Source organism: Vibrio sp. KUL70, assembly GCF_059725515.1.
On the sequence record NZ_AP045834.1, the window covers coordinates 864,671 to 877,892 of the forward strand.

Annotated in this window: 12 protein-coding genes; all 12 read left to right on the plus strand. The window is 46.4% G+C overall.

Features of this window, described 5'->3' with window-relative positions; all coding sequences use genetic code 11:
• Nucleotides 1-172 precede the first annotated feature (172 nt).
• The 12 genes from flhA (at nucleotide 173) to AC6I7V_RS04020 (ending at nucleotide 12,949) form a co-directional block, all read left to right on the plus strand.
• Entirely contained in the window at nucleotides 173-2,272 is a 2,100-nt protein-coding gene (gene flhA, locus AC6I7V_RS03965; protein ID WP_255231178.1) for a flagellar biosynthesis protein FlhA, read from the plus strand.
• Between the two features lie 27 nt (nucleotides 2,273-2,299).
• A complete protein-coding gene (flhF, locus tag AC6I7V_RS03970) occupies nucleotides 2,300-3,775 on the plus strand; it encodes a flagellar biosynthesis GTPase FlhF (RefSeq protein WP_498011371.1) in 1,476 nt (491 codons plus the stop codon).
• A 13-nt stretch (nucleotides 3,776-3,788) separates the two neighbouring features.
• Nucleotides 3,789-4,676: a MinD/ParA family protein gene (locus AC6I7V_RS03975; RefSeq protein WP_032549648.1), complete on the plus strand. Its 888-nt coding sequence runs from the start codon at nucleotides 3,789-3,791 to the stop codon at nucleotides 4,674-4,676.
• A complete protein-coding gene (locus tag AC6I7V_RS03980) occupies nucleotides 4,669-5,403 on the plus strand; it encodes an RNA polymerase sigma factor FliA (RefSeq protein ID WP_255231174.1) in 735 nt (244 codons plus the stop codon). Before AC6I7V_RS03975 ends, AC6I7V_RS03980 begins: the two co-directional genes overlap by 8 nt.
• Before the next feature lie 43 nt (nucleotides 5,404-5,446).
• Entirely contained in the window at nucleotides 5,447-5,815 is a 369-nt protein-coding gene (cheY, locus tag AC6I7V_RS03985; protein ID WP_008218307.1) for a chemotaxis response regulator CheY, read from the plus strand.
• Between the two features lie 111 nt (nucleotides 5,816-5,926).
• The gene (locus tag AC6I7V_RS03990) at nucleotides 5,927-6,658 is read left to right on the plus strand and encodes a protein phosphatase CheZ (protein ID WP_255231173.1); all 732 of its coding nucleotides are present in this window, start codon (nucleotides 5,927-5,929) and stop codon (nucleotides 6,656-6,658) included.
• A 9-nt stretch (nucleotides 6,659-6,667) separates the two neighbouring features.
• Nucleotides 6,668-8,860, plus strand: a complete 2,193-nt coding sequence (locus AC6I7V_RS03995) for a chemotaxis protein CheA (RefSeq protein ID WP_498011372.1) — start codon at nucleotides 6,668-6,670, stop codon at nucleotides 8,858-8,860.
• A gap of 13 nt (nucleotides 8,861-8,873) precedes the next feature.
• Complete coding sequence (locus tag AC6I7V_RS04000; protein ID WP_498011373.1) at nucleotides 8,874-9,986, plus strand: protein-glutamate methylesterase/protein-glutamine glutaminase; 1,113 nt, start codon at nucleotides 8,874-8,876, stop codon at nucleotides 9,984-9,986.
• A gap of 10 nt (nucleotides 9,987-9,996) precedes the next feature.
• A complete protein-coding gene (locus AC6I7V_RS04005; RefSeq protein WP_255231170.1) occupies nucleotides 9,997-10,779 on the plus strand; it encodes a ParA family protein in 783 nt (260 codons plus the stop codon).
• Nucleotides 10,766-11,911, plus strand: a complete 1,146-nt coding sequence (locus AC6I7V_RS04010) for a chemotaxis protein CheW (RefSeq protein ID WP_498011374.1) — start codon at nucleotides 10,766-10,768, stop codon at nucleotides 11,909-11,911. The genes AC6I7V_RS04005 and AC6I7V_RS04010 overlap by 14 nt, the downstream gene beginning before the upstream one ends.
• 37 nt (nucleotides 11,912-11,948) lie before the next feature.
• Nucleotides 11,949-12,443 (plus strand): chemotaxis protein CheW, encoded by a 495-nt coding sequence (locus AC6I7V_RS04015; protein ID WP_032549641.1) that lies wholly within the window; start codon nucleotides 11,949-11,951, stop codon nucleotides 12,441-12,443.
• The gene (locus tag AC6I7V_RS04020; protein ID WP_255231168.1) at nucleotides 12,443-12,949 is read left to right on the plus strand and encodes a DUF2802 domain-containing protein; all 507 of its coding nucleotides are present in this window, start codon (nucleotides 12,443-12,445) and stop codon (nucleotides 12,947-12,949) included. Before AC6I7V_RS04015 ends, AC6I7V_RS04020 begins: the two co-directional genes overlap by 1 nt.
• Nucleotides 12,950-13,222 lie beyond the last annotated feature (273 nt).

Consider the following 13,222-nt stretch of genomic DNA (forward strand, 5'->3'; position numbering starts at 1 on the left):
GAGTCGAGTGAATGCGGATAATGACGGTTTACCAAAATCAATATCGTCATTATCCAGTGTCGATAAATTGACGACTCGACACTGGTATAGTGTTTGCTATACCAATGCTGATTTGATAACCCTGATGTGGCTGGAATAAGCAGCATCAAATATAGCGATGCAGCCCTGATTTATGAAATTCTCCTTACCTTTCTCGGATAAGCTACCCAAACTACCAAACCGCGCGATGCCCGCTATAGGTGCGCCAGTTATGGTCTTGGCGACGCTCGCTATGGTGATCTTACCGATCCCAGCTTTCCTATTGGATATGTTTTTCACCTTTAACATCGCATTGGCAATGGTGGTGTTACTGGTAACGGTTTATACCCGTCGCCCTCTCGACTTTGCCGCTTTCCCTACCGTGCTGCTTATCGCCACGCTATTAAGACTTGCCCTGAACGTGGCATCAACACGTGTGGTTCTTCTCTATGGTCATGAAGGGGGAGATGCAGCCGGTAATGTGATTGAAGCGTTTGGTAACGTGGTAATTGGCGGTAACTATGCCGTCGGTCTTGTGGTCTTCCTGATCTTGATGATCATTAACTTCATGGTTGTAACCAAAGGTGCAGGGCGTATTTCAGAAGTAAGTGCACGTTTTACCTTGGATGCGTTACCGGGTAAGCAGATGGCGATTGATGCCGACTTGAATGCCGGATTGATTGACCAAGAGCAAGCGCGCACTCGTCGTTTTGAAGTGACCAAAGAGGCAGACTTCTACGGCTCAATGGATGGTGCGTCAAAATTCGTTAAAGGTGATGCCATTGCCGGCATCTTGATTCTCTTTATCAATATTATCGGTGGTTTGAGCATCGGTATGGCGCAGTTCGGTCTGGGCTTTGGTGAAGCGATTGAGATCTACACTCTATTAACCATTGGTGATGGCTTGGTTGCGCAAATTCCATCGCTATTGCTTTCGATTGCCGCGGCAATGATGGTAACTCGTCAGAACACTGATGAAGATATGGGGCAACAACTGGTCTTCCAGATGTTCGACAACCCAAAAGCTTTGATGATCACTGCGGCGATCCTTGGTGTAATGGGTATTGTTCCGGGGATGCCTCATTTTGCGTTCTTAACTCTAGCAATAGCTGCAGGGGCAGGCGCTTATTTCATTGATAAAAAGCAGAAACAAAAAGCTAAGGAACCAAAACTTCCTGCTGCGATGGAGCCAGGAGGCGAAGCGCCAGCACAGAAAGAGTTGTCATGGGATGATGTTCAACCTGTCGATACTATCGGCCTGGAAGTGGGCTATCGTCTAATTCCACTGGTTGATAAAGACCAAGGCGGTGAGCTGCTTGAACGCGTGAAAGGTGTACGTAAAAAGCTGTCTCAAGACTTTGGCTTCCTGATTCCAGCGGTTCATATTCGTGACAACCTCGAACTTACCCCTAACAGCTACCGGATTACCCTAATGGGTGTGGCGGTAGGTGAAGCGGAAATCAAGCCAGATATGGAACTGGCGATTAACCCTGGTCAGGTCTACGGCATGATCGATGGTGAGCCAACCATTGACCCTGCGTTTGGCCTAGAAGCGGTTTGGATCCGTGAAGAGCAACGTGAACATGCGCAAGCACTGGGCTATACCGTAGTCGATTCATCCACAGTATTAGCAACTCACTTGAGTCAATTGCTGACGAACAACGCGTCACAGCTACTTGGTCATGAAGAAGTTCAAAATCTACTGGAGATGCTCAGTCGCTCTGCACCTAAGTTGGTGGAAGGCTTTGTACCAGACCAACTGCAACTGGGTGTGGTGGTTAAAGTGCTTCAGAACCTGCTCAATGAAGCGATACCGATTCGAGATGTTCGTACCATCGTACAAACTTTGGCGGAGTATTCAGGCAAGAGTCAAGAACCTGACATTCTCACCGCCGCTGTTCGTATCTCTTTGAAACGCTTAATTGTTCAAGAAATCAATGGCATAGAGCCCGAACTGCCGGTAATAACGTTAATCCCTGAGTTGGAACAAATCTTGCATCAGACCATGCAAGCCTCCGGCGGTGAATCTGCAGGGATTGAACCTGGTTTGGCCGAGCGTCTACAGACATCACTGAGTCAGGCAACACAAGAGCAAGAGCTTAAAGGAGAACCAGCGGTACTGCTTACCTCTGGTGTATTGCGATCAACATTAGCCAAGTTTGTTAAGAACACGATCCCGAGCTTACGAGTCCTCTCTTATCAAGAGATTCCAGACGAAAAGCAGATCCGAATCGTACAAGCTGTTGGAAACTAATCCGCGTAATTAGAACGGACTATTGAATTGAAAATTAAACGATTTTTTGCGAAAGATATGCGAACAGCGTTGCTCCAAGTGAAAGAAGAACTTGGCTCTGATGCTGTGATCATGTCTAACAAAAAGGTCGCAGGTGGCGTTGAAATCGTTGCAGCTATAGATGGTGAGTCCAATCAACCAGCAGCGCCACGAGTCAACAAGCCTCAGCCTATGCAGAGCCAGTATACACAAATGGCTGCATCGAAATCGGGCCAACGTCAGTTGGATGATGACAGAGTGAGTATTGGCGGTTCGGGAGCAGAAAGTGGTCGCTCAATGACGAAGCGCTTTGCGAACATGCTTAAGCAGTATAGTCATGGTGCAGAGGAAGAGTCGCAACACCGAGCTGAAAACGAAGATTCACTATCGGCTTTGTTAAATCGACAATCGGGCAGTAAACATAATGTTGACACCGCATTCTCTTCTCATGAGTCTGGCCTTGCTAAATTAATAGCAGAAGATCGCCGAGTTGAGCGCCCACAACATCGTTTAGACCCGACGCGTTACGATCGTGGGCGTGAGCCTGAGTCTTCACATCGCTCTGATTCTGAAATGGAAACGATGCGTGAGGAGATGACATCGATTCGCCGACTACTTGAACATCAAGTGTCAGGGTTGATGTGGCAAGAAGTAGAGCGTCGTGAACCACTACGTGCAATGTTGATCAAGCGTCTTGAACGTATGGGCATCTCTCCAGAGCTTGCTGACCAAATGGCTTGCTATATCCCTGAAGACACCAAACCAGCCCGAGCGTGGAAAGCATTGTTGGCGCTGGTGGCAGATCAAATCTCAGTTACCCAGAAAGATATTCTTAAACGTGGTGGCGTTGTGGCTCTGTTAGGGCCAACGGGCGTTGGTAAAACCACAACCGTTGCTAAGCTCGCAGCTCGAGCTGCAATGGAGTACGGTGCCGACAATGTCGCACTCGTTACAACCGATACCTATCGAATTGGTGCACATGAGCAACTTTCAATATACGGCAGAATTATGGGTTGTCCCGTAAGAGTTGCTAAAGATTCTAAAGAATTGGCCGATGTTATATATCAACTGCGTAACCGTCGCCTGATTCTGGTGGATACTGCAGGTATGGGACAGCGCGACGTGCGTCTGTCTGAGCAGTTAGACACATTGATGCAAGAGAGTGGTTCCGTCATTCACAGCTACTTGGTGCTGCCCGCGACAGCGCAGCGTAAAGTTCTGCAAGAGACGATAGAACACTTTAGAAGAATCCCGCTGTCGGGATGCATCCTAACTAAACTTGATGAATCACTAAGTTTGGGTGAATTCATCAGTGTAGTAATACAAAATGCACTACCAGTTGCGTATATCGCAAATGGTCAACGAGTTCCTGAAGATATCGTTATTGCTCAACCTAAGTACATGATTGCTAAGGCGAATGAGCTACTCGAAAAATCAACAGAGAATGAACCTCACTACTGGAATAGCGATTCTGAAGGACTCTAGGCGGCGGATAAATATGACTGAAAATATGATACATGACCAAGCTAGCGGCCTCCGTCGCTTAACAAAGCCTTCTTTAACTAAAGTTATTGCAGTAACTGGTGGTAAAGGTGGTGTGGGTAAATCTAACGTCACTCTTGGACTGGCAATCTGTATGGCACGTCAGGGCAAGAAGGTAATGGTGCTGGATGCCGATTTAGGTCTGGCTAACGTAGACATCATGTTGGGTATTCGTTCAAAACGAAACCTAGGCCACGTGTTGGCGGGTGAATGTGAGCTAAAAGACGCGATAGTGGAAGGCCCACACGGAATTAAGATTATCCCAGCGACGTCGGGCACACAAAGCATGACCGAGTTATCGCATGCGCAACATGCCGGTCTGATTCGAGCGTTTGGTACGTTAGAAGATGAAATGGATGTCTTGCTAATCGATACGGCAGCTGGTATATCTGACATGGTTGTGAGTTTCTCAAGAGCGGCACAAGATGTGGTAGTGGTGGTTTGCGATGAACCAACATCAATCACTGACGCCTACGCCTTGATTAAGCTTTTGAGCCGTGAACATCAGGTTCAGCGCTTCAAGGTTGTTGCAAATATGGTCAGAAGTTACCGTGAAGGGCGAGAATTATTTGCAAAATTGACGCTTGTCACAGAGCGTTTCTTGAATGTGAGCCTTGAGCTTGTGGCATGTATACCGCTAGATGATAAAGTACGTCAATCAGTTAAGAGACAGAAAATCGTAGTGGATGCGTTCCCACGCTCTCCAGCCGCGTTAGCAATTAGCTCATTGGCGAATAAAGCGTTAACTTGGCCAATTCCGAAAACCCCAAGTGGTCACTTGGAATTTTTTGTGGAACGTCTGTTAAATCGCAGTACATATGCAGAGGAACCATTTGGTGAATAAAGCGCTTACCTACAATCAACGCGGCAACCTCGACGGGCAGCAAGCCTTCTTCGAGAAGTATTCTGTGTTGGTTAAACGTATCGCTCATCACTTGTTGGGGCGATTGCCGCCTAATGTATTGGTGGATGACTTGATTCAAGCTGGTATGATCGGCTTGATTGAAGCACAGCAGAACTACGATGGTTCAAAAGGCGCAAGCTTTGAAACTTACGCTGGTATTCGAATCCGTGGTGCAATGCTGGATGATATCCGACGAGGCGACTGGGTGCCGAGGTCGGTTCATAAAAACAACCGCGAAATTAGCAATGCCATTGCTGAACTGGAAGCGAGTTTAAACCGAGACCCTAGCGATTCTGAAGTCGCGAAGCACATGGGACTGACTTTAGAGCAGTATCACAGCGCTTTAACGGATATAAATTGCTCAAAGTTGGTTGGAATCGAAGATTTAGGCGTCTCAGATGATGTAATATCTCCGAATGAAGACTCTCAAGATAACTTACCTTTTCAAGGAGTTGCTGATGAGTCGTTTCGACAAGCTTTGATCGATTCAATAAAACAACTTCCAGAAAGAGAGGGCTTAGTCCTATCTCTTTACTATGACGAAGAACTCAATTTAAAAGAGATTGGGGAAGTATTAGGTGTCAGCGAATCTCGTGTCAGCCAGATATTGAGCCAATCTATGCAGCGTCTGCGCACTAAATTAAGTGCTTGGACACAGAACGACTAACAACACTGATTTTTATTCAGTGGAGGCTAATTTGAACAAAAACATGAAAATTCTCATTGTTGATGATTTTTCAACGATGCGCCGTATTGTTAAAAACCTACTTCGTGACTTAGGTTTCAATAACACTCAAGAAGCAGATGACGGTCTAACCGCACTTCCTATGCTGAAAAAAGGCGAATTTGATTTCGTGGTAACTGACTGGAACATGCCTGGAATGCAAGGTATCGACTTGCTTAAACACATTCGTGCTGATGCTGAACTCAAGCATTTGCCTGTACTTATGATCACTGCAGAAGCGAAACGTGAGCAGATCATTGAGGCGGCGCAAGCAGGCGTGAATGGTTACATTGTTAAGCCTTTCACTGCTGCAACGCTAAAAGAAAAACTAGACAAGATTTTTGAGCGCTTATAAGCCTCGGAGCAAAAGATTTAGGCGCTTCTAGGGGAGGAAGAACTGTTTAGTTTCCCCGTTATCCCAAAAATTGAAGCGTCGCAGTATATGCGGAGTAAGGCCGAATTCAGGATGATTTCATTAGAACAAGCAAAAAAATTAGTAGAGCTGCTTGAAAACGATGAGCAGCAACAAGCTGATTCTCTTGTTAGAAGCATGTATGAAGAGAATGTTGGTCTTCAAGACAACCCAATGCTTCAAGAAATAGGTTCTCTGACCCGCGATCTCCATGACTCTTTGACACAATTCAATTTGGATGAACGCATTAGCGTTATCGCAAATGATGAAATCCCAGACGCTCGGGATCGCCTTCAATATGTCATTGATAAAACGGAAGTCGCTGCAAATAAAACGATGGACGCGGTCGATCGTTGTATGCCAATTGCAGACAACCTACACGAGTGTTTACTTCAAGTAAGGCCTCAATGGAATGAACTGATGCATGGCCGCATTGAGCTGGCACAATTTAAAGCTTTATGTCACCGCATTGATGGACTACTTGTTCAGGTAGAGGGTGATAGTACCGAACTGCGTGGACAACTGACAGAAATCTTGATGGCTCAAGACTTCCAAGACTTAACCGGCCAGATCATTGGTAAGGTTATCACTCTTGTCAATGAAGTCGAGGGTCGCTTAGTTGAGATCCTGACCGTGTTTGGTGCGGATCAAGCTAGCCAGAATAATGAGACCGATAAAAAAGCGTCAACCGCACCTGAAGGGCCAATCATGAACCCTGAAGAGCGAGAAGATGCAGTGGCATCTCAAGATGAAGTCGATGACTTGTTATCCAGTCTTGGATTTTAAAGGTAACGTATGAGCTACGAATTAGACGAAGACATTCTTCAGGACTTTTTAGTCGAAGCGGGTGAGATTCTCGAACTACTTTCAGAACAGTTAGTAGAGCTTGAGAACAACCCTGATGATAAAGATCTACTAAATGCTATTTTCCGAGGTTTCCATACCGTTAAGGGTGGTGCAGGTTTCCTTGCACTGACTGAACTGGTTGATACCTGTCATGGCGCCGAGAATGTGTTCGACATTCTAAGAAATGGCCAACGTAGCGTAACATCAGGCTTGATGGATACCATGCTTCAAGCACTGGACACCGTTAACGTGCAGTTCCAAGCTGTTCAAAATAGAGAGCCTCTGGAGCCTGCTGAACAATCTCTACTTGATGAGTTGCATCGTCTATGTAAACCAGAATCAGAGGATGAGATTGTTGCTCCTGCAGCTGAAGCTCCTGCACCTGTAGTCGAACCTGTTGTTACACCTGAACCTGTAGCACCAGCGGATACGAATATTAATGCAGCATCTGTCGATGAGATTTCTCAAGATGAATTCGAAAGACTGCTAGATGAACTGCACGGTAAAGGTGGGTCACCGACAGCCGCAACAGTAGAACCGACACCGCCTCCAGCAGCGCCAGCGCGAACGGCAGATAGCGGTGACATCACTGACGATGAGTTTGAAAAACTGCTTGATGAGTTGCACGGTGCAGGCAATAGTCCATCTAACGCGACCTCAGCGCCACCACCTCCACCGCCAGTAGCACCCGTTACCTCTGTTTCTGCAAGTGCAGATGGCGACGACTTAATGACGGATGAAGAGTTTGAAAAGCTGCTAGACCAACTGCATGGTTCAGGTAATGGCCCATCAGCAGAAGAGTTAGATGTCGCGACCAAGCCTGCTGAAGTGAAACCAGCTCCGGCACCAGCAGCTGCTGCTGCAGCGCAGCCTGTTTCAGCACCTACAGCGGTACAGACACCAGAGCCAGTGAAAGCGCCTGTTAAATCTGAAGCGAAAGCACCAGCGGCTAAGAAGCAACAAGCAGAAGCGACCGTACGTGTAGATACATCAACACTGGATACCATCATGAACATGGTTGGTGAGCTAGTATTGGTACGTAACCGTCTTGTGAGCTTAGGTTTGAACAGCAACGACGAAGAAATGTCGAAAGCGGTCTCTAACCTAGATGTTGTTACTGCAGACCTACAAGGCGCGGTAATGAAAACGCGTATGCAGCCAATTAAGAAAGTATTTGGCCGTTTCCCGCGCGTTGTCCGTGACTTGGCTCGTAGCTTGAAGAAAGACATTGTGCTTGAGATGCGCGGTGAAGAGACCGACCTTGATAAAAACCTAGTTGAGGCTCTTGCGGATCCATTAATTCACTTGGTTCGTAACTCGGTTGACCACGGCATTGAAATGCCTGAAGCTCGTGTAGCTGCGGGTAAGCCTCGCACTGGTAAAGTGATTCTATCGGCTTCACAAGAGGGCGATCATATTGAGCTAGCTATCGTTGATGATGGCGGTGGTATGGACCCTGACAAGCTTCGTGCAATTGCGGTGAAACGTGGATTGATGGATGAAGATGCAGCCTCTCGTCTATCAGACAAAGAGTGTTTCAACCTGATTTTCGCTCCGGGCTTCTCAAGTAAAGAGCAAATTTCAGATATCTCTGGCCGTGGCGTTGGTATGGATGTCGTAAAAACGGCGATTAACACGCTGAATGGCTCTATCGATATCGACTCTGAAATGGGTAAAGGAACTAAGATCACTATCAAAGTTCCACTGACGCTAGCAATTCTACCAACATTGATGGTAGGTGTAGCCGGTCACCCATTCGCATTGCCATTAGCATCCGTGAATGAAATCTTCCACTTAGATCTAAGTCGTACCAATGTCGTTGATGGTCAGTTGACGATCATTGTTCGTGATAAATCGATTCCGCTGTTCTACTTACAGAACTGGTTGGCACCGAAATCAGGCATCGTTGAGCTACGTAAAGGTCATGGTCACGTGGTTATTGTACAGCTAGGAAGTCAACGTGTTGGCTTTGTGGTTGATACTTTGATTGGCCAAGAAGAAGTGGTAATTAAACCTCTAGATAACTTGCTGCAAGGCACACCAGGTATGGCAGGGGCGACGATCACCAGTGATGGTCATATCGCTCTTATCTTAGATGTACCCGATCTACTGAAGCAGTACGCAGCAGCGTCTAGAATTTAATTTAAGGATAAATATGGCGATTAAAGTATTAGTCGTTGATGATTCGAGCTTTTTCCGTCGTCGAGTAAGCGAGATCATTAATTCAGAGGCGCGCCTAGAGGTCATTGATGTTGCTGTAAACGGCAAAGAAGCGGTCGAAAAAGCCAAAAGGCTAAGACCTGATGTCATCACAATGGACATTGAAATGCCCGTTATGGATGGCATTACTGCCGTCCGTGAAATCATGGCAGCAACACCAACGCCAATTCTGATGTTCTCTTCACTGACACACGATGGTGCGAAGGCGACGCTGGATGCATTGGATGCAGGCGCCCTAGACTTTTTGCCGAAAAAGTTCGAAGACATTGCTCGAAATCGTGATGAAGCCGTATCACTGCTACAGCAGCGTGTGATTGAGATTGCATCGAAGCGTGCATTACTAAGACGCACCGCTTCGATTACTCGCCCCGTGACGCCAGTTGCTTCAACGACAGCATCTACAGTCTCTTCATTGCGCCAACCTGCTGCGTTAGTTAAGCCTGTAGCAGCTAAGTTCCGTGCATCGGGCAAGAAATATCAATTGACGGCTATTGGTACGTCGACTGGCGGTCCAGTGGCACTTCAGAAGATTCTGACGCGCATACCTGCCAATTACCCACATCCAATTGTGTTGATTCAACATATGCCGGCAACCTTTACCGCGGCATTTGCGAGTCGCTTGAACACCTTGTGTAAGATTGAAGTGCGTGAAGCTCAAGATGGCGACATCTTAAAACCAGGCGTTGCGTATTTGGCACCAGGCGGTAAACAGATGATGATAGATGGTCGTCCGGGTTCTGCTCGACTGCGTATCATCGATGGTGGCGATCGTATGAACTACAAACCATGTGTGGACGTAACTTTCGGTTCTGCTGCAAAGATCTATCACGATAAAGTGCTGTCTATGGTGCTTACCGGGATGGGTGCAGACGGTCGTGAGGGTGCACGCATGCTTAAATCTGCAGGTTCAACTATCTGGGCACAAGATGAAGAGAGCTGTGTGGTGTATGGTATGCCTCAAGCCGTTGCTAAAGCGGGCATTTCAACTGAAGACCTTCCTCTTGAGCGAATCGCCGAGAGAATGTTGGTTGAAGTTGGCTTAGCTTAGGTAGCGCATCATGATTGTTTGGAGTGTTGCAAACCAGAAAGGTGGTGTAGGTAAAACTACAACAACGGTGACTTTAGCTGGGCTTTTGAGCCAAAAAGGTCACCGCGTTTTGTTGGTCGATACCGATCCACATGCATCACTGACAACGTATCTGGGTTACGACTCAGATACCGTTGAATCCAGTTTATTTGACCTGTTTCAGTTGCGTGAATTTACGCCTGAAACAGTCGCACCTTTGACTCTGCAAACAGAGGTTGAGGGTATCGACATCATTCCCGCGCACATGTCTTTGGCCACCTTAGACAGAGTGATGGGAAACCGTAGCGGTATGGGCTTGATTTTAAAGCGCGCACTAGCAGCGGTGAAAGATGACTATGATTACGTGTTGATTGACTGCCCACCTATTCTTGGTGTGATGATGGTGAACGCGTTAGCAGCCAGCGATCGCATTTTGATCCCAGTGCAGACAGAGTTCTTGGCTATGAAAGGTCTTGAACGAATGATCCGAACACTGACCATCATGCAGAAGTCTCGTAAAGCGCCATTTAAAGTTACGATTGTTCCTACTATGTACGACAAACGCACCAAGGCGTCGCTGCAAACATTAACTCAGTTAAAAGATGACTATCCGAATCAGGTGTGGACATCAGCAGTACCGATCGACACCAAGTTTAGAGATGCAAGTTTGAAGCGTTTACCAGCGTCTCATTTTGCATCTGGCAGTCGTGGCGTATTTGCGTATAAGCAGCTGCTTATTTATCTCGAGAGGCTGGGTATTAATGAGCTCCAGTAAAGAATCAACTATCGAGCAAGGTAGCTTATCAAGCGAACAAGCCCTGGATGATTATTTCACAGCTTTGCTTGATGAAAGCTTTGAAACCGAAGAGATTTGGGTTGACGACGAGGTCGTAGAACAACAACCTAAAGAGCCAGAGCCAGAGCCAGAGCCAGAGCCAGAGCCAGAGCCAGAGCCAGAGCCAGAGCCAGAGCCAGAGCCAGAGCCAAAATTGGCGGAATATTCGAGTTATTCTGAGATTCGCTCGGCGGAGTTTGAAGTCCCAAATCTTGAGGACGTTCAAAAGCTACTCAGCCAGCTGGAATCAACCAATCTTGTTGAAGAGTTAAATCTCGACGACTTAATGGATCAGAACACGCAGCAAATTGCGCTCCATTCAACGACCACGGTTGATATGCCTGTGGAAACGGATTTGGCACCTAAGATGGAAGTGGCTTCGCCAACTCTAGAATTGGAAACGCCAGAACCACCAGTGGTAGAGCAACAAGCTGAAGAAGAGATTCAAAGCTGGGACATCGAAGAGCCTCAAGCCTTCACAGAGCCTGTCTATCAGCCGAGTGTTGAAGCTGTTGAAGAGACGGTTGCCGTAGAGGAAGATTTAGAAACGACAGAACAAGAAGTTGAGCTTGAAACTCAAGCGGGTGGGGCTAATCACTTCACTTCGTGGGAGAGCACAGTTCGTAGTGAAGATTTCCAAGTTCTCTACTTTGATGTGAATGGTGTGACTTTCGCTGTCCCACTGGATGAACTTGGCGGCATACACCGTCTAGAAGAGTTGAGTCACCTAATTGGTCGCCCAGCTTGGTATTTAGGCCTTCAATCTAATAGAGATAGCCAATTAGATGTGGTGGATACCGCAAAATGGGTGATGTCTGAGAAGTTAACCAGTGACGAATACAAAGAAAACTATCAATATATAGTGATGCTTGGTGAGAGCATGTGGGGGCTGGCGAGCACAGAGCTCAAAGGTACCGAGCTCTTAAATACAGATAAAGTACGCTGGCGAGAAATGGCGGGTAAACGTCCGTGGCTCGCGGGTATGGTTAAAGAAAAAATGTGTGCTTTGATTCATGTTGAAGCATTGATCGCCATGCTAAATGCAGGGTTAGATGTAAAAGCATTAGATTAATAATAGTGAGCCGGTAACGGCGGCAAGAGGATTAAATATGTCTCAATTGAGTGAAGTTGAAGTAAGAAAAGATCAAACGAATGATGAAGTACTTCAATGGGTGACATTCCAACTTGAGGAAGAAACTTACGGCATCAATGTAATGCAGGTGCGCGAAGTTCTTCGTTATAGTGAGATTGCTCCAGTACCAGGCGCTCCAGACTACGTACTGGGTATTATCAACCTACGTGGTAACGTGGTAACCGTTATCGATACACGTTCACGTTTTGGCCTAATGCAAGGCGAGATCACTGACAACACTCGTATTATCGTTATCGAATCAGAACGCCAAGTGATTGGTATCCTAGTGGATAGCGTGGCAGAGGTTGTTTACCTTCGTTCTTCTGAAATCGATACTACGCCAAGCGTTGGTACTGATGAAAGTGCTAAGTTCATTCAAGGTGTGAGTAACCGTGACGGCAAGCTTCTGATCTTGGTTGACTTGAATAAGCTACTAAGCGAAGACGAATGGGATGAGATGGCTCACCTGTAATGTTTGAAGCGCTTCCTTTAAGCCCAGCTGCTCTGATTATTGGCGTTGGGTGTTTTACGCTATTTATCGTCGTGCTACTGGGCAAAGTGAAACGTGTCCTTCAAAAGCAGCTCGACCACTCTCGCGCGCAAGTTCGTAGCTTGGAAAAAGAGCTTCAAAAATCGAACAAGCAGTTGCTAGAGGTGCGTTCTGTTGTGGTTGGTCTTGGCCAGAAAGTGACAGAGCAAGAAGATGTGATTAAGCATCTAAATGAGCGTATTGTTGAGTTAGAGCATGCTGACACTGACGGCAGGCTCTACACTCGAGCGACAAAAATGGTTCAACTTGGGGCTGGAATAAACGAGCTTATTGAAGAGTGTGAATTGCCAAAAGCAGAAGCTGAGTTAATGATGTCTTTACAGAATAAATTAGCGGGCAAAGAGAAAATTCCATCTCTTAGTAGCAACCCATCCTCTTACGATGAGCAACGTAAGCCTTACGACCGTCGTAAGCCACCACGTCGCTAAAAATAAGTTAAGCGCGAAATCGCGAATCCAAAAAAGAAGCTCAGGCTTCTTTTTTTGTTTCTGAAGTTTACGAATTGTGAAATTTTACTTATAAAACGCTGTGTCTAAGTATTTGTATCTCTGAGGTATTATGATTTAAACATAATATATGTAAATTTTGACACAGCGTTAACAGTTTCTTACTGAGTTTGTTCTTTCGCAAAGACCTATACCTATTTTGTCACCATAATGGTGTGCTACTATACCCCTCTTATTATTGGACCTATATTTCCT

Coding starts and splice junctions, on each gene's coding strand:
- flhA (WP_255231178.1), top strand. CDS start 173: ATGAAATTCTCCTTACCTTTCTCGGATAAGCTACCCAAACTACCAAAC.
- AC6I7V_RS03975 (WP_032549648.1), top strand. CDS start 3,789: ATGACTGAAAATATGATACATGACCAAGCTAGCGGCCTCCGTCGCTTA.
- cheY (WP_008218307.1), top strand. CDS start 5,447: ATGAAAATTCTCATTGTTGATGATTTTTCAACGATGCGCCGTATTGTT.
- AC6I7V_RS03990 (WP_255231173.1), top strand. CDS start 5,927: ATGATTTCATTAGAACAAGCAAAAAAATTAGTAGAGCTGCTTGAAAAC.
- AC6I7V_RS03995 (WP_498011372.1), top strand. CDS start 6,668: ATGAGCTACGAATTAGACGAAGACATTCTTCAGGACTTTTTAGTCGAA.
- AC6I7V_RS04000 (WP_498011373.1), top strand. CDS start 8,874: ATGGCGATTAAAGTATTAGTCGTTGATGATTCGAGCTTTTTCCGTCGT.
- AC6I7V_RS04005 (WP_255231170.1), top strand. CDS start 9,997: ATGATTGTTTGGAGTGTTGCAAACCAGAAAGGTGGTGTAGGTAAAACT.
- AC6I7V_RS04010 (WP_498011374.1), top strand. CDS start 10,766: ATGAGCTCCAGTAAAGAATCAACTATCGAGCAAGGTAGCTTATCAAGC.
- AC6I7V_RS04015 (WP_032549641.1), top strand. CDS start 11,949: ATGTCTCAATTGAGTGAAGTTGAAGTAAGAAAAGATCAAACGAATGAT.
- AC6I7V_RS04020 (WP_255231168.1), top strand. CDS start 12,443: ATGTTTGAAGCGCTTCCTTTAAGCCCAGCTGCTCTGATTATTGGCGTT.